The sequence below is a fragment of the Peribacillus sp. NPDC056705 genome (assembly GCF_043656335.1).
Genome location: NZ_JBHTYI010000002.1, coordinates 192,451 through 211,817 on the forward strand (window position 1 = coordinate 192,451; position 19,367 = coordinate 211,817).

The window sequence follows — 19,367 nt, forward strand, 5'->3', positions numbered from 1 at the left end:
GTGAATTTCTTTTCCTTCGTTTGGACGAACAAAGAATAAAAGCATGTGACACTTTTGTCACATGCTTGTGATATTCACGAAATCATTTCTTTTTGGGAAGGTCAAGATAAAGGTCGTTCCGGTTCCAAGCTCTGATTTCACGTCAATGGAGATGAATAGGGACTCGGCTGCATTCTTTGTTAAATATAAACCCATGCCAGTTGCCGCAGTGTCACGATGATTTGTCGTGGAAGTGAATCCTTTATCAAATATGCGGGATAAATCCTTTGGGTCGATGCCCCGTCCAGAATCCTTCACTTCAAGAAACGTTTGTCCAGCCTGTTCATGGCTATATATCGCGATATCCGAGTTTTCACTGTATTTAATGGAGTTGGTCAGGAGCTGCCTCATGATGAAGGCCAGCCATTTGGCATCGGTAAGCACTTCGGTTACATCCAATTGTATGTCGAAGCCGATCCCTTTTTGAATGCACCATGATTGCAGCGTTTTAATCTCATCAAAGATTATTGTTTCCAAATCGGTTTTCTCTATATACAAATCATTTTTGATGAAAGGCAAGCGCCCTTGGTGGAGCTGCTGATCAAGAAGCAGGTGAATGCGCAGCCACTCATAAGTCAAATGCGATTTCAGCAATTCATCATCCAAGCGGTCAATCATTAAATGCATCGCCGTCAATGGTGTCTTGACTTCATGAATCCAAGTTAATAATTCATCCTTCTCCTGCTCTAAAGTCATTTGACCGATTGATGCGGACTGCTTCAATATTTCGGTTTGGTTCATGATGCTGTTTTCTATGATTTTTTCGAAAGGGCTTTCTGGTTCGGCTATATTCGTAATATCCAGGTTGTCTTCCCGCGCTTCTAAACTTTTATAAAAATAGGTTTCTTTTTTATAGCGGAATATCAAAAACATAATGAATATGAGCAATGATAAAAAAACAATATACAGTATGGGCTTTAACGGTATCGCCGAATCAAGATAAGCGACAAAGATAATGAATAGATGAAGAAGTATGTAGAATATGATCCAGCTGAGCCTTTCCGCGAGATATTTCCTGATCATGCATTTGCCTCTTCTACGGCGATATAACCCTGTCCAACCTTCGTTTCGATGAAATGTCCTAAACCCAGTTCATCCAATCTCTTTCGTAAACGGTTCACATTCACTGTAAGGGTGTTATCGCTTATGAAACGTTTGTCATCCCATAAGCTGTTGATCAATTCTTCGCGGCTTACGATCTTGTTTTTCTGTTCAATGAGCTTTTTCAAGATGAAAATTTCATTTTTCGTCAATTCGATTGTGCCAGTCCCGGCCGATACCGTGTTCTTCTCGTAATCCACAGTTGCGCCGCACCAGGTTTTCAATTCGACCTTTTCGGTATTGTAATTATAGACACGGCGCAGGGTGGCCTGTATCTTTGCGATGAGTACATCGAAATGAAAAGGCTTCTGGATAAAATCATCAGCTCCAAGCTGCATGGACATCACCATGTCGGTAGGATGATCACGTGAAGATAAAAAGATGATGGGAACATTGGAATGGGACCGGATCATTCTGCACCAATGAAACCCATCGAACTTCGGCAACTGTATATCAATGATGACCAAATCAGGTTTTATTTCCGTGAATTCCTGAACCACTTTACTAAAATCGCCGATTCCGTATATATCATAAGACCATTGCGCCAATCTATCTTTAATTTCATTGAATAACGTCGTATCATCTTCTATCAATAGTAGTTTAAACAAGGGGGTCACCGCACTTTCCAGCTTTTTCTTAAAAGTATATAGTAAAAACTCTATAGGTTCTAGAGGAAGGGAGGAACAGGAGCTGTAATAGACTCCGGTTGTGTGTAAACCATTATTATATTAGAATTGACAATAACGAATGGAGGAAGTGAATTTATGTCTGATTTTCCTAATTGCCCTGCATGTGATTCAGAATATACATACGAAGATGGAAGTTTTTTTGTTTGCCCGGAATGCGCCCATGAGTGGGCGGTGGAAGCGGAAACGGAAAATGGTGATCAAAAGAAGATTATCAAGGATGCTAATGGAAATGCCTTGAACGACGGTGATACCGTTACGGTAATCAAGGACCTTAAAGTGAAAGGGAGCTCATCCGTCTTAAAAATGGGCACTAAAGTCAAAAGCATCCGTCTAGTTGATGGAGATCATGATATTGATTGCAAGATTGATGGTTTTGGTGCAATGAAATTAAAATCCCAATTTGTTAAAAAGATATAATTAGTATAAAAAACGGCCTAATCCATTGATTAGGCCGTTCTTTTTTACGTTTAATGATTCCTTCTTAATAAACTTTGTCACCGTTAAAGATAGAGTTCTTAACGACGACATAATCCACATTCCGGATGGATTCCAACTTGGTTCCGCCGGCATATGAAATGGAAGACTGAAGGTCTTGTTCCATTTCCTTCAACGTATCTTCCAAAGATCCTTTGTGCTCGACATACATCTTTTTACCTTCAACGTTTTTCTTCTCACCTTTTTGGAATTCAGAAGCTGAACCAAAGTATTCTTTAAAGGCCTTTCCATCTTTCTCGATCGTTTGCCCTGGAGATTCTTCATGTCCAGCAAATAGTGAACCGATCATGACCATGGAAGCTCCAAATCTAACTGATTTAGCAATATCACCGTTCGTGCGAATGCCGCCGTCAGCTATGATTGGTTTGCTTGCCGCTTTTGCACACCAGCGAAGTGCAGCTAGCTGCCAGCCGCCCGTTCCAAATCCAGTCTTGATTTTAGTGATGCAAACTTTCCCTGGCCCGATGCCAACCTTTGTAGCATCCGCACCGGCATGTTCCAATTCCCGAACCGCTTCAGGAGTTCCCACATTTCCTGCAATGACAAAACTTTCAGGTAAATGTTTTTTAATATGCTGTATCATCTTTATCACGGCATTGGAATGGCCGTGTGCAATATCTATAGTAATGTATTCAGGTACAATGTTGTCAGCCGATAATTGTTCAATGAATCCGTATTCTTCTTCTTTAACGCCTACACTGATGGAAGCGATCAATTCTCGTGAATGCATATCTTTAATGAAAGTCAGTCGTTTTTCTGGCTCAAAACGATGCATTACATAGAAGTAACCGTTTTCAGCTAAGTAAATGGCAATCTGTTCATCAATGATCGTTTGCATATTGGCAGGTACTACAGGTAACTTGAATGTATGTTTACCCAATGTAACGGATGTATCACACTCAGAACGACTATTTACTACACATTTTGCAGGAATTAATTGAATATCTTCATAATCAAACACGTTTTCCATGTTATGCACCTCTATATACGAATATTTTTATCTTTAATTATTAAAATTGTTCGCCCAATAGGTAATGTACATCATTTTTGACAGTAAGTCAAAATTTTTAATGGTTTTATTTTGATTTTTTTTCAGTTTGATGGAAAATCCGCTACAGGGCAGGAAGCTGAAAAAGACGAACGAACATGATTTCTCTTGCCAACATTTTTTTTGTGGGTTTGTAAAATGGGAACGTTGATTTCCCCTCCAGGCACTCGCTTTCCGCGGGCGGTCCGGGAGCCTCCTCGGCGCTCTTTGCGTCTGTGGGGTCTCCCCTGGACTCGCTTTTCCCGCAGGAGTCTCGAACACCCGCTCCAACCAACTTTGTTTTTGTGTACAAACTAGATAATCATTGTTTGCCAACATTTTTTTTTGTGGGTTTGTAAAATGCGAACGTTGATTTCCTCTCCAGGCACTCGCTTTCCGCGGGCGGTCCGCCCTCGGCGCTTTTGCGCCTGTGGGGTCTCCCCTGGACTCGCTTTTCCCGCAGGAGTCTCGCGCCTTCCGTTCCAATCAACTGGAATGTTTTAAAAAAAATCTGCAGGTGCACTCGCTTTTTCTTTATGTTGTCGACCTAATGGGAAGAGTCTCATCCCGAACCTAGATTAAGACAAGGTTATCCTTCATGTTTTTTATAGTAATCCTTAATGAATTGAAGAAATTTGCGACACTCCTGCCGAATAACTGGCTAGCCGAGACTCCGGAGGCGCTTGCGGCGAGGAGGCTTGGCAGACAGTCGGCGGAAAGGGAGCGGATTTCTGAAATCAACTCGGATGTTTTTAAGAAAGAAAAAACTGAAGGCGGTCTCATCCCGAACCTAGATTAAGACAAGGTTATCCTTCATGTTTTTTACAGTAATCCTTAATGAATGGAAGAAATTTGCGACACTCCTGCCGAATAACTGGCTAGCCGAGACCCCGGAGACGCGTGCGGCGAGAAGGCTTGGCAGACAGTCGGCGGAAAGGGAGCGGATTTCTGAAATCAACTCGGATGTTTTATTTTCTGATGCCTTAAATCCTTAAGTATTTTCACCAAACTGTATGGCTTTTGCACTTTTACGTTTTTTTACATCTTCTTAACGGGACCGACATGGCACTAAGTTAAAATGATGATGGGTAACGAATAAGAATGGGGGGATTGGCATGAAGGTTGAATTACATTGTCATACGAACATTTCAGATGGTTCCAGTTCTTTTGAAGAACTATTGGAGGTTGCAAAAAGGGAGAGCATTGGCCATGTAGCGATTACGAATCACGATACAACGATGAGATTGCATGAGATGGTGGAACGGGGAAAGGAAATAGGAATTGAAATCATCCCTGGTATAGAAGTTTCTGGTTATGACTTTGCAAGAGGAAGGCGTGTACATATTTTGGGCTATTTTGTTGAGCCTGGTCATAAGGCACTTGAGGAGCTATGTAATCCACTGATTCATAAGAGGAATGCAGCTTCTGAAAAAATGGTGGAACGGCTGATTCATGCAGGATATCGAATAACTTGGGATCAGGTTTCTAAATTCAAGGGAGGAACCGGCGTTTATAAACAGCATATTATGCTGGCACTAAGGGAATCGGGGTATACGGATTCTATCTATGGAGATTTGTATAAGAAGATCTTCAGTCGCGGCCAAAATGGAGAAGAGCCAGGCATTGCTTTCATTCCTATGGAGTATGTGGATGCCATCCTTGCTGTGAAGGCGATTCGTGCTGCCGGGGGCGTTCCAGTCCTTGCTCATCCTGGACAATACGGGAGCTTCGAAATGATTCCTGATCTTGTAGAAGCAGGGCTTGAAGGGATTGAGGTTCTTCATCCGCATCATGGTCGTGAAGAAGAGGAAAGAGCGATTTCATATGCAGATCAATATAATCTCATTAAGACAGGAGGTTCGGATTTTCATGGGGATTATGGGGAGAAGCCGATTCGGCTTGGCAGTATGAGCCCTGGAAAGGAATGTGTGGATGCTTTGAAATTAAGGAAAAAAAGCATGTCCATTAATGATGTGGTATTGAAAAATATCGATTTATGAAGCCAGGAAATTTTGCTTTGAAAGCGACCTGATCATATGCTGGATGAGCAATTTGAAAGACTGAACGATCCAGGATGCTGTAAGGAAAAGGTCCATAAAAAAATATTCCCTTTCGTTCTGGTATTTGACCAGGACTTTTTTTTTACAAGAAAATCATGGTAGCTTCATATTTTCTCATTACACTGACATTAACAAGGAAAAATAGGTATTGGGCTGATCTAATATTTAAAGGGGGATTTCTGTTGGCGGAAAAAAACTTTTTAGTGGATCATTTAATATCGGAAATTAAGAGTGGGACCTTTCAATTGGATAAAAAGTTACCTTCGGAGCATATACTCGCTGATCAATTTAATGTTCCAAGAATGGTTGTCAGGAAGGCATACGAGCAGCTTCAAGATTTAGGCTTTATCTATTCGAAGCAAGGTAAGGGAAGTTATGTCCAGGAAAGCAAGAAGCAAATTCCGTTAATTCTATCCGGAGATGTCAGTTTCACCGAGAAAATGAAAGAATTCCAGTTTTCCTTTCAAACGGATACTATTTTTTGCGAAGAAATTTCTTATGATCAGAAGATCTTTCAAAGCCTCGAGGCGGAAAGGGATGACGTGGTCTTTAAAATTGGCAGGCTTAGGTTAATGGAAGGTTTCCCGATTGCTCTTCATACATCTTTTGTAGCAAAATCAACATTTCCTGAAATTGAAAAGGACGGTCCTGACATTACCTCTATGTTTCAATATTATCGGCGGCGTGGCTTCGTGGAATTCGGATCCAGCAGGAGCACACTGAACGTGATTTTTCCTACTCTTTTCGAACGGGATATTTTACAGTGTTCAAGTTTAATTCCACTTTTGCAAGTGGAATCGTTATGCCGGGATAAGCGGAGCAATCAAGTCCTTGAGCACACGGTCATAATCTATCGAAGCGATTGTTTCACATATGTTATATAAAAACTTCCATTCGAGATATCGCTCGAATTCACAAGTAAATGCTCTGAATTCACGAGTAAAAGTACGAAACTCACGAGTAAGTGCTTCGAATTCACGAGTAAAAGTACGAAACCCACGAGTAAAGCTCGAATTCACGAGTAATGGTACGAAATTTTGAATAGTGCAGGTCCGGCTTTAACAAATTCCATACAAAGATTTACTCTTTCTTAACGTACGTTCACTTGGCAACAAGATACATTGAAGATGTAGCGGGAAACTAAAACATTGGAGGCCAATGGAATGAGAAGAAGGGAAAGAACCGAGATTTTGATTCAAGGCTCTGAGGACATCGCGAGGGAATTTGCCAAGGAAATAGCAATGAAATATAAAGTTACCGTTATTCAAAAGCCAGAGAGTGCCCTTGTGTTGCTAAAAACAAGGGAAACGGCAAAAAAGAGCTTGTTTTATCTTGGGGAAATGCTGGTGACTGAATGCACGGTCCAAATCCAGGATTCAATCGGGATTGGAATCGTTATGGGGCATCGGGAAGAGCTGGCACATCGTTTAGCTATCATTGATGCTGCTTATCAGGCTGATCTTGGCGAAACGAAATCATGGTCACATGTTTTGGGAAATGAGAAAGAGAATATACAGAAAAATCTTCAAGAGCTGAATCAATCAATCTTAAGAACCAGGGTTAACTTTGAAACAATGGATGTTCAATAAGGGGGGAAAGCAATGAATTTGGATGTAGTTCATGATATACAAACTGTTTATAGAAAGCTTGTAACGGCGACTTCAAGACCTGGAACTTTAGTGGTTTTCGAGAGGGAAGCCAAGACATTGGATGTTCAAATGGAATGCCTATCTTCTACTATCCTGCTTGCACTTACTGTACTTGACCCTGAAGTGACTTTTAAGGTCATTGCCAAAGAGGGGGAGGCTGTGTCAAGAATGATCAATCAGCTTACTTATTCTAAGCCTGTCGATTTGCCGGAAGCGGATTTTATCTTTATTTTACATGATGCCTCCGAAGAGCAAATGAAAGAAGCGATAAATAAAGCAAAGGTAGGAAATCTGTTGAACCCCCATGAATCGGCCATGATCATTCTAGAAGTGCCGGATGTAACGAAAGGGGACTCAATGATCCTTTCTGGACCGGGAATTCAAGAGGAATCATTCATAAGCCTCCCGAATGTCTCCGCCTGGCTTGGTGTAAGGAACGAAAAAAACATAGAATTCCCTTTAGGAATCGATATGTATTTTGTGGATCGACAAGATCGTTTAATAGCTTTGCCGAGAACGACTGAAATTAAAGAAAACGGGGGTGAGATTATATGGGGTATGTTGCAGTAAAGGGCGGAACAAAGGCGATTGAGGAATCCATCAAACGCTTAAAGTATGAGCGGGTCAAAAAAGGGACGGCTATAGAGCTGCATAAGATAGAAGCTGGGATGAGAGGGCTGATTGACCAGGTTATGTCAGAAAGCAGTTTGTATGATCAATCTCTGGCTGCACTTGCCATTAAACAGGCTGAAGGCAATCCGGAAGAAGCTGTTTTCCTCTTGAGGGCCTATCGATCCACTTTGCCGCGAAAACATGTTTCACGTGTGATCAGTTCTGAAAATATGAAAGTGGAACGGCGGATTTCAGCTAGTTTTAAGGATGTACCTGGCGGACAGATTTTAGGTGCCACGACCGATTATACACATCGGTTACTAGATTCGGAGCTGGAAAATGAATCGGATCTAAGCATTCAAGATTGGTTACGGGCTTTTCAAGAAGAAAATCATTCAACAGAATATCAGAACCAGACGGCTGATTTAAACTCTCTGCCTAAAGTTTTGGACTACTTAAGAAGTGAAGGCTTATTAGCAAACTGTGAAAACAATGATTTACAGCCTGGGGATGTTACAAGGAAGAGTCTGGAGTTTCCTTCAATGCGGAGTGAACGCCTGCAAATTTTAACAAGAGGCCAAACCGGTGCAGTGACATCACTTGCTTATGCAGTCATTCGTGGATATGGTGCACTGCACCCGACAGTAGGGGAGCTGCGCGTAGGTCAGCTGCCAGTCCATCTCGATCACCCGCTGCTGGACGAAGGGCAAGGGGAAGATAGCTATTATATTGGGGACTTTACAGCAACGGAGGTAGAGATGCTCATTCCGCTTACGGTAGAGAAAGAACAAGGCAAAAAAGAAATGGAGTTTGAAATTGGCTATGGCATGTGCATGGGACAAAATGAAACAAAAGCAATCGCAATGGGCATCCTGGATAATTGCCTGGAAAAACCAAACAAGGAGTTTCCAAGTCACAACGAGGAATTCGTCCTTTATCATATAGATTCAGTGGAATCAACGGGCTTCATCTCCCATTTGAAGATGCCTCATTATGTTACGTTCCAATCCAAGCTTGATAGCATTCGGAAGTCAAAAGATAAGACCACAGAGCAGGAGGTTGGATTGGATGAATAAAACCTATAATTTTGCATTCTTTGATGAAGGGTCGAAACGGGAAATTAGAAGGGCGACACTGAAGGCCATTGCCATTCCCGGTTATCAAGTCCCATTCGCTTCAAGGGAAATGCCGATTGGGCGTGGTTGGGGCACGGGCGGCCTGCAGTTGACATTGTCATTGATCGGAAAGGATGACGTCCTTAAGGTAATCGACCAAGGCTCGGATGAATCCGTTAATGCCGTTAATATAAAAAAACTCGTATCTGACACCACTGGGGTAAGGACGACGGAAAGCACAAAAGATGCTTCTTTAATCCAGTCCAGGCACAGGGTGCCGGAAGTGCCGTTGCAACGAGACCAGATTTTAGTTCTTCAAGTTCCATTACCGGAACCTTTAAGGAACTTTGAGCCGAGCGAACATGAAACGAAAAAGCTTCATGCTGAGAGAGAGTATAGCGGTGCATGGCTTATGTTATTTGAACAAATCATGAAATACGGAATAATGGCGACGGATGCAGACCATCCGGTGATGGTACACGACAGGTATGTCATGGCACCGAGTCCAATACCAAGATTCGATAATGCCAAGCTGGACGAAAGTGAAGCGCTCATATTGTTAGGTGCAGGCAGGGAGAAAAAGGTATATGCAGTACCTCCTTATACAAATGTATCTTCATTGGCATTTGATGATTATGAATTTGAAATCGAGTCCTTTACAAATCATGCTTGCATTCTCTGCGGGTCCAATGATGTGTTTTTGGATGAACTTGTTGATGAGGAATCGGGGGAAACGTATTTCCAATGCAATGATACAAGCAATTGCCTTGAAATGGTCAATCAAAAACAATCATTGGGAGTGAATTAAATGTCTGTGCTTGAGGTACCCGTATTATCAGTTAAACAAATGAACAAACAGTACGGTAGCGGATGTTCAATTTGTAAACATATGAAATTGGGAAAAGTGGCGAAAAACTATTGTCATGAATGCGGGACGGTATATGCCTGTAGAGATGTGACGTTTGATTTGTATCACGGTGAAGTTCTCGGAATTGTAGGGGAAAGCGGCAGCGGCAAATCCACTTTGATGAAAAGTTTATATTTTGACGATGAAGTAACAGATGGAGAAATGTATGTGGCTGGTTTTGAGGATGGAGAAAAGAATTTATTCATGGAGTCTGCCCAGAAAAAAAGATTCGTTCGAAACCACCTGATGGGGAAGGTTTATCAAAACCCGATTCTAGGGTTGAAAATGGATTTCTCCTCGATAGGCAATATAGCCGAAAAGTTAATTTCAGCTGGGAACAGACATGTTGGCAGAATGGAAACAAGAGGCGCCGAGCTCCTTGAAGCAGTCAATATTCCCATTCATCGAATGAAAGAAGAACCAAGGAATTTCTCAGGCGGAATGCAGCAACGGGTCCAGATAGCCAAAGCATTGTCCAACAATCCCCCCATACTGCTTTTGGACGAGGTCACCACGGGTTTGGATTTATCCGTTCAAGCAAGTGTATTGGATCTAATTAAAAGTCTCCAAAGAGATTTGAATATCAGCATTGTATTGGTATCCCATGATTTGGGCGTAATCCGGATGCTTGCAGACCGTACGCTCGTCATGCTGGAGGGGAAAGTAATCGAGCAAGGTTTAACAGATCAAATACTCGAAGATCCACAGCATCCTTATACCCAACAATTAGTACACTCACTGCTGTAAAAGAATCTAAAGGAAAATGGGGGAAGAGACATTGTTGCTGATTAAAAATGGGAAAATAATAACGGAAGACACGATCCTGATGGACCATGATCTCTTAATTAAGGATGATAGAATTTGCCGGATTGCACCTGTGGGAGAAATAGAAACAAGTCCTGAGATGGAAGTGCTGGACGCTTTGGGTGGATATGTTTCACCTGGTTTCATTGATCTCCATTCGGATTATATTGAACATATGACTGCGCCGCGGCCGACTTCGTTAATGAATTTTCATATGAGCTTAAGAGAAACGGAAAAGGAACTGATCACGCACGGGATCACGACCATGTTTCATTCCCTGTCGCTCTATAAATCCACTGAATACGCATATAAGCCAATTCGGGAGCCTGAGAATGTAAGGAAGCTCATCGACTTAATTGATCAAACACATACGATGAAGCACCTGGTCCGTCATCGGTTTCATGCCCGGTATGAAATCGATAATTTGGAGGATATTGATAGTTTAAAAGAATATGTTTCCGAAAAGAAAGTGCATCTGGTCTCATTCATGGACCATACTCCAGGACAAGGGCAGTATCGGCATCTTGAGATATATCGAAACACTTTAAGGGGATATAACAATTATAGTGATGAAGCCATTGATGTGATGATCCGGACTCATCAAGTGAAAGAAAAGCTGACGATTGAAAGAATGAGGGAAATTACACTTCTAGCAAGGGAAAATAATATAGCCGTTGCCTCACATGATGATGATTCAATAGAGAAGCTTGAATTGGTTCACAGCTTTGGAACGAGTATAAGTGAATTTCCAATCACACTTGAAATTGCCCGTAAGGCGCATGATATGGGGATGTATACCATAGCCGGTGCACCGAATGTGCTTTTGGGAGGTTCTCACAGCGGGAACTTAAGTGCCTCTGAAGCCATTCAGGATGGAAGCATAGACATATTATGCAGTGATTATTACCCTGCGGCCCTGCTGCATTCAATGTTTGAATTGGTCGAAAACCATGGGATGGATCTTGTCGATATGTTTAAGCTAGTTACGATTAATCCCGCAAGGGCAGTCAAGATGGAGGACGAAATTGGATCGATTCACGAAGGGAAAAAGGCTGACATACTTATCATTGAAAAAATTTCGGGTGATTTCCCTGTAATAACAACTGTGATTGTAGACGGAAAAATGATTCAAAAAACGAATTACAGGATCTGAATTTTAGAAAGCGGGTGGCAAAGTGGAGAACATATTGGAGATCAGTGATTTATCCAAGTCATTTATTTTACATAATCAACGCAAGAATATCCATGCGGTCAGCGACATTACGATCACAGTGAAAAAAGGCGAATTCATTGGCATTACAGGCAAGAGCGGCAGCGGAAAATCTACGATCCTAAAATCGATTTATGGTACCTATCGAGTTCAAAAAGGAGACATCCGGTATGAATCTTCCCACTATGGTGCGATTAATCTGGCAAAAGCTACTGAAAGGGAAATGATATACCTGCGTAAGCATGAGATAGGCTATGTATCCCAATTTTTAAATGTCATGCCAAGAACTACAGCAAGGCAGCTCGTTACCGGTGCCATCCTTGAAATGGGACAAACCAAGGAAATGGCCAATATCGAAACGGAAAAAATCCTCGACCACTTCGAAATAGGAAAAGAGCTATGGGACAGTTATCCTGCTACTTTTTCAGGAGGGGAGAAGCTAAGGTTAAATATAGCAAGAGCAATGGTGAAAAGGCCGCGGCTCCTCTTGTTGGATGAACCGACAGCAAGTTTGGATCACGATTCTAAATTGAAGGTGAAAACCCTGCTCGAACAGCTAATGAAAGAAGGAACGACCATGCTTGGTATTTTTCATGACTTGGAGTTCATGAATCGGTTAGTGAATAAAGAATATAGCATACACAATGGATGTTTCACTCAAGCCACTCAAAAAATTTAACGACGAATTCACACAAATTTTACTGAATATTCAGCCGCCTTAACGGCAGGTTAGCATTGTACCGGTATTGTTATATGGGAAGTGTTGAAATAAGACAAGATCTTTTAAATGGGAGGGAAGATTTAACGTGAAAAAATCGATGATGTCCATATTGATGTTAGTTATTTTGCTGGTGTTCACAGGCTGTTCTTCCACCAGTTCAACAGGTGCAAATGAAGATGATACATTAACCGTGGCATGGCTGCCAAATGAATCCGGGGAAGATTTAGGGGAAGCCCGCGATGAAATCGGGAAGATCTTGGAGGAAGCCACAGGAATGAAAGTCGAACATAAGACAACTACGGATTATAACATTGCAATAGAGGCAATTGCTAATGGAAACGCAGATTTAGCATTCCTGGGAGCGCAAGGATATATTGAAGCAAACAACAAAAACGATAGTGTTCAGCCTCTAGTTGTTCCAAGCGGTGAATCAGGTACGTTGGATGATGCAGTCTATAATAGCTGGCTGGCCGTTCAAAATGCAGATGACTATAAAATCAACGGCGAATACAAGATTGACGGAATTCAAGGGAAAAAGTTCTCTTTCGTATCAAATAGCTCTACGTCTGGCTTCAAAGTTCCTTCCACAGGAATCGTTGATTATTTTTCACAGCAAGATAAGTTTAAGGAATTAAAGGCCGAGGATTTATTGGAAGGCGGGAAAGATAAATTCTTCAGTGAAGTGCTTTATGGCGGTTCACACCAAGGATCGGCTGTTAATCTTTTGACAGGGAAAGCGGAAGTGGCAGCTTTTTGTGACACATGTGTCAATAATTATGTAGAGCTGGCTGATGGGGAAGAGAATAAAGCTGGTGCCGTGTATAAGGTTAAGAAGGATGCAGCTGAACCCTTCAACAAAGTTGTAGATAAAACATTCTCACTCATTTCAGTGACTCCGGTTCTGAATGCACCTTTCGTTGTCAACACCGAATTAGTCAGTGAGGAAACACGTAAAAAAATTCTTGAAACGTTGATGTCCGATGAAATGGCAAATAACGAGAAAGTTTTTGTACCGGAAGATTCTAAGTCATCAGGTCTATTTAAACGGGTGAGCGGAAAAGAAAAAATGGTAGAAGTCGAGGATGGCTGGTTCAATCCAATTCGGGAATTATCGAAATAAAGGCAATAAAATGCAGGAGGTTCATACATGAAAACATTATTGGAAGTGAAAAATGTCTCAAAACATTTTGGAAATGGTACAAAGGCGTTATCCAATATTGACTTCACTGTGAAAGAAGGAGAGTTCGTTTCCATCATAGGGCCATCAGGAGCAGGGAAATCAACTCTCCTTCGGTGCATCAATAGGATGATCGATGCTTCTAGCGGAGAAATCATTTTTGATAATGATCATGTATACAAGGTGAATAAAAGGGAGTTAAAGAAAGTACGCAGGAAAATAGGGATGGTTTTTCAACATTACAATCTTGTAAATAGACTAAGTGTGATTGAAAATACCCTGCATGGACGATTAGGCTATAAATCCACACTGGCTGGAATCCTTGGCCTTTATAGTGAAGAGGAGAAACTTCAGGCTGCTAAAGTTCTCCAAATTCTCGGCCTGGAAGATTTGATCTATAAAAGATCCGATCAGTTGAGCGGAGGCCAGAAACAACGGGTTGGCATTGCGCGGGCGCTTATCCAAAATCCTAAATTGCTATTATGCGATGAACCGATTGCCTCCCTTGACCCGAATTCTTCCAAAGTGATCATGGATCATTTAAGGAATATCTGCACTTCCATGGGAATCACAGTCGTAGTCAACCTGCATCAAGTCGATGTTGCCCTGAAATATTCGGATCGAATCATCGGTGTGAATGGCGGGAAGATTGTTTTCAATGGCACAACTCAAAATATTTCCTCAAATGATATCCATCAGATTTATGGATCAGATGAAGGGAAATTGATTTTTGATTTGGGAGGTTCCCATGTCGGCTGATGTTTTTGCAAAAAAGAGAAGGAATTCACTTGCATTGTTTTTGCTTATAGGGACTGCGACGGCTGTTTCCATTATCATTACAGAATTCAGCATCGCAAAAGGGGTTACTTCGGTTCCTAAGGCCATACAATGGTCGTTATCGAATTTTTATCCAACAAAGGATTCCCTTACCAAACTCCCGGACATTTTGATAAAGCTGAAAGAAACGCTTTTAATATCCATTGCTGCAACCACACTCGCAGGAATATTGGCCTTTGTATTTGCGATATTGGGTTCCAATACGACAAGGGTGAATGCTTTTTTCGGAGGGTTCAGCCGCGGGGTAGCCGTTTTATTTAGAAATATTGATGTCTCAATATGGGCGTTAGTTCTGTTATTTTCATTCGGACAGAGTTCCTTGACCGGCTATTTTGCCTTGTTTTTTGGATCTTTCGGTTTTTTAACACGAGCTTTCATTGAAACGATTGATGAAGTGAGCTGCAGTTCCGTAGAAGCTTTGCAGACTACCGGCGCAAGTTATCTAACCGTCATTTCGCAGTCTGTTATCCCTTCAGCCATTCCGCAAATGATCAGCTGGATACTTTTTATGATTGAAACGAATATCAGGAATGCAACATTGGTCGGACTGCTTACAGGGTCGGGTATTGGTTTTACGTTTAATCTTTATTATAAAAACTTGAGTTATGACATTGCCAGTCTTGTCGTCATAACGATCATCATTTCGATATTATGTATTGAATTGATCTCAAATTATGTGAGGAGGGTGATTTTATAATGCAGGCAGAGGGTCCGATCAAACCATTTCCTTCTCCTACTGGCCAGGATATAGATAGAATGCTACTTGAACGACTATCCAAAAAGCCCTTCTCGAAATCCTCGATCGCCATTAGGTTGAGTGTGCTGGTACTAGCAGTTTTGACCATATACGCTTTTGCCAGTTTTGATTATAAGGATGTAAAACTGTGGGACGCGCTATTATTGACCGTCGATAATTTGAAGACCATGTTTTTTGAGCCGCATTTGAAGCACTTTACCTTCACCCAAGCGCTTTATCAGGTGTCGGTTACATTAGGCTTAGCTTTCTTAACGACAATATTTGGTGCAATCATTGCCATGATGTTGGGACTATTAGCGGCTGGAAATATCTCGTCCAAGTCATTATCGATTGTCATAAAGGGATCGGTGGCCCTGATTAGAGCCGTGCCTACCGTGTTATGGGTCCTCATTTTTGCAGTCGCTGCAGGGTTGGGCAGTGTAGCGGCAGTTATAGGGATGACGTTTCACTCCATAAGTTACCTTGTAAAGGCCTACTCCGAATCCTTTGAGGAAATTGATAAAGGTGCTATAGAAGCCCTGCAAGCAAGCGGTGCGAATTGGTGGCAAATCGTGTTCCAAGTCATCATTCCATCATCGATCACATATATCATTTCATGGACTTTCATGCGCTTTGAAATCAATTTTGCAGTGGCGGTCGCAATGGGAGCAGCGGCAGGCGCAGGAGGAATCGGTTTCGATATGTTCATGGCAAGTGGATTTTACTTTGACTTGAGTGAAATTGGAGCAATCACTTATTTTATCCTGATGATTGCAATCTGTCTTGAAATCTTCGCAACACAAATCAAAAGGAAACTAAAAGTATCATCTTGATGCTAGAATAGGGAAATATGGGTGCTGACACAATCTATCAATTTGGTGCAGCCCCCGACAGTCCGTTCGTTTCATAGAATGCATGAAAGGAGACCACAAAATGAAGTGGTCTCAGTTTGTAGACAAATGGTGTTCTATCTGAATTTTTAAAGAAGTTGATTGGAGCGGAAGGTACGAGACTCCTGCTTAGAAAAGCGAGTGCCTGGAGGAAACGGACAAAATTGTAAAAAGCCTTACATTCTTAGAGCGCAAAATGAAGTTTGGTAATCGACTTACATGTTGTCATTGCCTGAAAGGTTATATAAGGGCGGACTTTATTTCTTGTATCTGCTTGATATGCCTTTGTTCATGCAAGGATAATAATTCAATCCATTGATCCAATGAGAGGTCCCCGAACAGGGGATGCTTGGCTTTCTTTCTATTTAACAAGATATCTGAATCCATATCATAAAGAACCTGTAATAATCGATCCCTTGATTCTCCCAGCAAATCCATAAGGCTCGATAATTGAAATGGGGTTGAAGAGGGTGAAACGATGTCAGGGGCTACGAATTTCTTAGTTCTATTAGTTACCAGGTAAATGTTTTTTTGAATGATATTATTAAAATCCCTTTCCCGAATGCCATTTGCTATAGCTTCTGTAAAAACCTGTTCCGTAAGATATAAATGATGGCAAATTTGGGCGATGCCCCATACTTCAGGTACTGGCTTATGGTGAAGCATTTTTTCATCCAACTCCGTAATTTCCTCTATTAACTGTTTTCTTGATTCGAATAGCAAATCATACTCGATAAAATTCATGAGAACTCCCCTTTTGTGATACCCCCATATGAAAGCATCACTGAATTTTTGATATAGGAAAAAACAAAGGGATATCTGACTGCATAAAGAATGCATAAAAACTACGGAAAAAACACCTGATCTAAAGTGGATTCAAGATGATTGAAGGATTGTGACACTATGTTTTGAAGTTTTCTATTTAATAAAGAGTGTTAAAAGATATCTCTTATAGTACATCGAAAATGTTTCATTTGTATTTATAATTTTGAGGAAGAAATACAGATCTGAAGTCAGGTCTGCATTTCCAGGAGAATCATTTTTTCAGGAGCGTTGATACCCTAATGCCTATGCACATTACTTAAGTTTATGCCTGTAATTGACGCATTACTTGGTTAACGGAAACCTTAATGGGATGGATATCTTTTGAATTCCATAATAAAAGTCCTTGATTAAGTGAAATGAAGTAAATGGCCAGTTCCAATGGGTCACCCTCCACAAAAATTCCATCCTGCTGTCCTTTACTGATAATTCGGGCAATCCCTTTCATGGCTGTAGCATATTTTTGGTTCAATTCTTGTTTAATCTCATTAGAGAGCGTGTCAGAATGTTGAGCTTCAATAACAAGAACACGGCGGTCCAAGGCTTCCTCTGGTGAACCGGAAAAAGTAAGCTCGGTGAACCAAACCAGTTGATCCCAAGGTGTGCCCTTTCTATTTTCCGCTTCATGCACTGTTTCAATAAACAAATCCAGTACGTTCATGATGATGGAAACATAAATATTTTCTTTTGACTTGAAGTAATGATAAAAGAGTCCATGACTTAAGTTCACGGATGATGTAATATCGCTGATTTTTGTTGCAGCAAAGCCCTTGCGTGCGAAAATCTTCAGTGCAGCACTACTGATTTCTTCATAGCGTTGATCTCGAATAATCTTAAATTGTTCATCATTTTTTGGAGCCATCGTTGATTCCTCACTTGCTGAATAATATTTCATCATTGTTGCATATAAACTGATTATAAAAAAAGGCCGGTAGGAAATTTTTCAGTTTATAAACACTCTACCATATAAGTTAAAAGTTTATCATAAAAAATGGTGATGGGGATTTTTAACATTCACACTAACTTATTTCGATGGAAAAGGGAGGTTATCCTTGTTCCTTAGCGAATGATTTTTTTGATTGACTAATCAGTCAACTTTTTGATTGACTTGTAAGTCAACGTTATATATTATTGGTTCATGCTAGTGTGCATATTCACAATGCTGATGTAAAAAGCATGATTGAATGATTTATGCATGGAGAAGCTGTTCTTTGCATTTCAAAAAATACATGTATTAAAAGGGGATAGAAAAATGAGTAGACTTCAAGGGAAAACCGCTATCATCACTGGGGCAGCTGGCGGTATTGGTAAAGGTATGGCCATGGCTTTTGTTAAAGAAGGAGCAAAAGTGGCAATCATCGATTTAAATGAAGAACTTGGGAACCAAACGATAAAAGAATTACAAGAATATCAACCAGAATCCATATTCATCCAAGCTAATCTTGCAGAGCATGAGAAATTGGCTTCAATCGTTAAAGAAGTGGCTGATCAATTCGGGAAAATTGATATCTTGGTAAATAATGCACACGCTTCAAGAATGGCTTCCATTGCTGACACAACACAAAAAGAATTGGATTTATCCTTTAATACTGGATTCTATCCAACCTTCTACTTCATGCAAGCTGCATTGCCTTACTTAAAGGAAACACAGGGCAAAATCATTAACTTTGCATCAGGTGCCGGGATTAATGGTGATGTCAATCAAGGTACGTATGCAGCAGCAAAAGAAGCAATCCGTGGAATTACCCGTGTTGCAGCAAATGAATTCGGTCCATTCGGCATCAATGTAAATATCATTGCCCCGATTGCCAAATCACCTGGCATGCTTCAATGGGCAGAAGAACAACCAGAATATTATCAAAACATGCTAGCTAAAATTCCTCTAAGAAGACTTGGTGAGCTTGAAAGTGACATCGGACGTACAGCTGTATTCTTGGCTAGTGAGGATTCTGATTATATTACTGGTCAAACAATCATGGTGGATGGCGGTTCCATTAAATTACGTTAAGTGGATGATAGCTTGGTGTTTATCGGCCAAGAAATCCGTTATTAAACAATAATAGCCATTAATAACCAGTAGTGTTTCGTTCAAATCGATAACGCTACTGGCTTTACTGAGGAGATGTTGATGCAATTCGCGAACTTAGGGGAAACATCAATGAGTAAGAAGAAAAAAATCCATTTTGCTTGGTGGCTATTAGCTGGATTAGCTATTATGGTCGGTATCGCCAAAGGCGGCATTATGACTGCAGGCGGATTGTTTTTGACACCTATGACAGAGGATTTGGGCATTATGGGAAGCTAATCCCCGTACTTCAGTATTTCATCAATCGTCACCATGATTTTCCTGCCGATTGCAGGCAAAATGATGGCGAAATATGATATTAGATTAATATTAGTGTTAGGAGTTATTTTACAAGCAGGATCATTCGCTTCACAGGTAGCTATACATCCGTACTCTATGCGATTGCTATCA

23 protein-coding genes are annotated in these 19,367 nt (G+C 41.0%); 18 read left to right on the plus strand and 5 right to left on the minus strand.

Annotated elements, in window-relative coordinates; genetic code table 11:
- Nucleotides 1-57: 57 nt before the first annotated feature.
- Together ACFRAK_RS03345 and ACFRAK_RS03350 are read right to left on the minus strand one after the other, a co-directional pair.
- Nucleotides 58-1,062: a sensor histidine kinase gene (locus tag ACFRAK_RS03345; protein ID WP_394571297.1), complete on the minus strand. Its 1,005-nt coding sequence runs from the start codon at nt 1,060-1,062 to the stop codon at nt 58-60.
- Complete coding sequence (locus tag ACFRAK_RS03350) at nt 1,059-1,748, minus strand: response regulator transcription factor (protein WP_260285494.1); 690 nt, start codon at nt 1,746-1,748, stop codon at nt 1,059-1,061. Before ACFRAK_RS03350 ends, ACFRAK_RS03345 begins: the two co-directional genes overlap by 4 nt.
- A gap of 156 nt (nt 1,749-1,904) precedes the next feature.
- Between ACFRAK_RS03350 and ACFRAK_RS03355 the strand changes: the two genes are divergently transcribed.
- Complete coding sequence (locus ACFRAK_RS03355; RefSeq protein ID WP_394571298.1) at nt 1,905-2,246, plus strand: zinc ribbon domain-containing protein YjdM; 342 nt, start codon at nt 1,905-1,907, stop codon at nt 2,244-2,246.
- A gap of 64 nt (nt 2,247-2,310) precedes the next feature.
- On the opposite strand, the gene guaC is transcribed toward ACFRAK_RS03355, so the two are convergent.
- Nucleotides 2,311-3,294 (minus strand): GMP reductase, encoded by a 984-nt coding sequence (gene guaC, locus ACFRAK_RS03360; RefSeq protein WP_394571299.1) that lies wholly within the window; start codon nt 3,292-3,294, stop codon nt 2,311-2,313.
- Nucleotides 3,295-3,949: 655 nt separating this feature from the next.
- Between guaC and ACFRAK_RS03365 the strand changes: the two genes are divergently transcribed.
- From ACFRAK_RS03365 to ACFRAK_RS03435, 15 genes are all read left to right on the plus strand, one after another.
- A complete protein-coding gene (locus tag ACFRAK_RS03365; RefSeq protein WP_394571300.1) occupies nt 3,950-4,150 on the plus strand; it encodes a hypothetical protein in 201 nt (66 codons plus the stop codon).
- 16 nt (nt 4,151-4,166) lie between these two features.
- A complete protein-coding gene (locus ACFRAK_RS03370) occupies nt 4,167-4,346 on the plus strand; it encodes a hypothetical protein (RefSeq protein WP_394571301.1) in 180 nt (59 codons plus the stop codon).
- A gap of 120 nt (nt 4,347-4,466) precedes the next feature.
- Nucleotides 4,467-5,351, plus strand: a complete 885-nt coding sequence (locus tag ACFRAK_RS03375) for a PHP domain-containing protein (RefSeq protein ID WP_387706520.1) — start codon at nt 4,467-4,469, stop codon at nt 5,349-5,351.
- A 242-nt stretch (nt 5,352-5,593) separates the two neighbouring features.
- Nucleotides 5,594-6,295 (plus strand): GntR family transcriptional regulator, encoded by a 702-nt coding sequence (locus tag ACFRAK_RS03380; protein ID WP_394571302.1) that lies wholly within the window; start codon nt 5,594-5,596, stop codon nt 6,293-6,295.
- A 279-nt stretch (nt 6,296-6,574) separates the two neighbouring features.
- Entirely contained in the window at nt 6,575-7,000 is a 426-nt protein-coding gene (gene phnG, locus ACFRAK_RS03385; RefSeq protein ID WP_394571303.1) for a phosphonate C-P lyase system protein PhnG, read from the plus strand.
- 12 nt (nt 7,001-7,012) lie between these two features.
- Nucleotides 7,013-7,630, plus strand: coding sequence for a phosphonate C-P lyase system protein PhnH (phnH, locus tag ACFRAK_RS03390; protein ID WP_387602205.1), 618 nt, complete (start codon nt 7,013-7,015; stop codon nt 7,628-7,630).
- Nucleotides 7,612-8,748: a carbon-phosphorus lyase complex subunit PhnI gene (locus ACFRAK_RS03395; RefSeq protein ID WP_387602208.1), complete on the plus strand. Its 1,137-nt coding sequence runs from the start codon at nt 7,612-7,614 to the stop codon at nt 8,746-8,748. The genes phnH and ACFRAK_RS03395 overlap by 19 nt, the downstream gene beginning before the upstream one ends.
- Nucleotides 8,741-9,595 carry an alpha-D-ribose 1-methylphosphonate 5-phosphate C-P-lyase PhnJ gene (locus tag ACFRAK_RS03400; protein ID WP_387706526.1) on the plus strand — a complete coding sequence of 285 codons (855 nt, stop codon included), beginning with the start codon at nt 8,741-8,743 and terminating at the stop codon, nt 9,593-9,595. The genes ACFRAK_RS03395 and ACFRAK_RS03400 overlap by 8 nt, the downstream gene beginning before the upstream one ends.
- A complete protein-coding gene (locus tag ACFRAK_RS03405; RefSeq protein ID WP_394571304.1) occupies nt 9,596-10,441 on the plus strand; it encodes an ATP-binding cassette domain-containing protein in 846 nt (281 codons plus the stop codon).
- A gap of 31 nt (nt 10,442-10,472) precedes the next feature.
- Nucleotides 10,473-11,651: a phosphonate metabolism protein PhnM gene (phnM, locus tag ACFRAK_RS03410; protein ID WP_394571305.1), complete on the plus strand. Its 1,179-nt coding sequence runs from the start codon at nt 10,473-10,475 to the stop codon at nt 11,649-11,651.
- 22 nt (nt 11,652-11,673) lie between these two features.
- On the plus strand, nt 11,674-12,387 hold the full coding sequence (locus tag ACFRAK_RS03415) for a phosphonate C-P lyase system protein PhnL (RefSeq protein WP_394571306.1): 714 nt from the start codon (nt 11,674-11,676) through the stop codon (nt 12,385-12,387).
- Between the two features lie 127 nt (nt 12,388-12,514).
- The gene (phnD, locus tag ACFRAK_RS03420) at nt 12,515-13,549 is read left to right on the plus strand and encodes a phosphate/phosphite/phosphonate ABC transporter substrate-binding protein (protein ID WP_394571307.1); all 1,035 of its coding nucleotides are present in this window, start codon (nt 12,515-12,517) and stop codon (nt 13,547-13,549) included.
- Nucleotides 13,550-13,576: 27 nt separating this feature from the next.
- Entirely contained in the window at nt 13,577-14,365 is a 789-nt protein-coding gene (gene phnC, locus ACFRAK_RS03425; RefSeq protein ID WP_349727796.1) for a phosphonate ABC transporter ATP-binding protein, read from the plus strand.
- Nucleotides 14,355-15,140, plus strand: coding sequence for a PhnE/PtxC family ABC transporter permease (locus ACFRAK_RS03430; protein WP_387706530.1), 786 nt, complete (start codon nt 14,355-14,357; stop codon nt 15,138-15,140). Before phnC ends, ACFRAK_RS03430 begins: the two co-directional genes overlap by 11 nt.
- A 59-nt stretch (nt 15,141-15,199) precedes the next feature.
- Entirely contained in the window at nt 15,200-16,012 is an 813-nt protein-coding gene (locus tag ACFRAK_RS03435) for a PhnE/PtxC family ABC transporter permease (protein ID WP_394571366.1), read from the plus strand.
- A gap of 297 nt (nt 16,013-16,309) precedes the next feature.
- Here the strand turns inward: ACFRAK_RS03435 and ACFRAK_RS03440 are convergent, their stop codons facing one another.
- Both ACFRAK_RS03440 and ACFRAK_RS03445 read right to left on the minus strand, forming a co-directional pair.
- Nucleotides 16,310-16,813 (minus strand): DinB family protein, encoded by a 504-nt coding sequence (locus ACFRAK_RS03440; protein WP_387706532.1) that lies wholly within the window; start codon nt 16,811-16,813, stop codon nt 16,310-16,312.
- A gap of 343 nt (nt 16,814-17,156) precedes the next feature.
- Nucleotides 17,157-17,753, minus strand: a complete 597-nt coding sequence (locus ACFRAK_RS03445) for a TetR/AcrR family transcriptional regulator (protein WP_394571308.1) — start codon at nt 17,751-17,753, stop codon at nt 17,157-17,159.
- Between the two features lie 390 nt (nt 17,754-18,143).
- Here ACFRAK_RS03445 and ACFRAK_RS03450 point away from each other — a divergent pair, with 390 nt between their 5' ends.
- The gene (locus ACFRAK_RS03450) at nt 18,144-18,899 is read left to right on the plus strand and encodes an SDR family NAD(P)-dependent oxidoreductase (protein ID WP_387706536.1); all 756 of its coding nucleotides are present in this window, start codon (nt 18,144-18,146) and stop codon (nt 18,897-18,899) included.
- A gap of 150 nt (nt 18,900-19,049) precedes the next feature.
- Entirely contained in the window at nt 19,050-19,196 is a 147-nt protein-coding gene (locus tag ACFRAK_RS03455) for a hypothetical protein (RefSeq protein WP_394571309.1), read from the plus strand.
- The last annotated feature ends 171 nt before the right edge of the window (nt 19,197-19,367 follow it).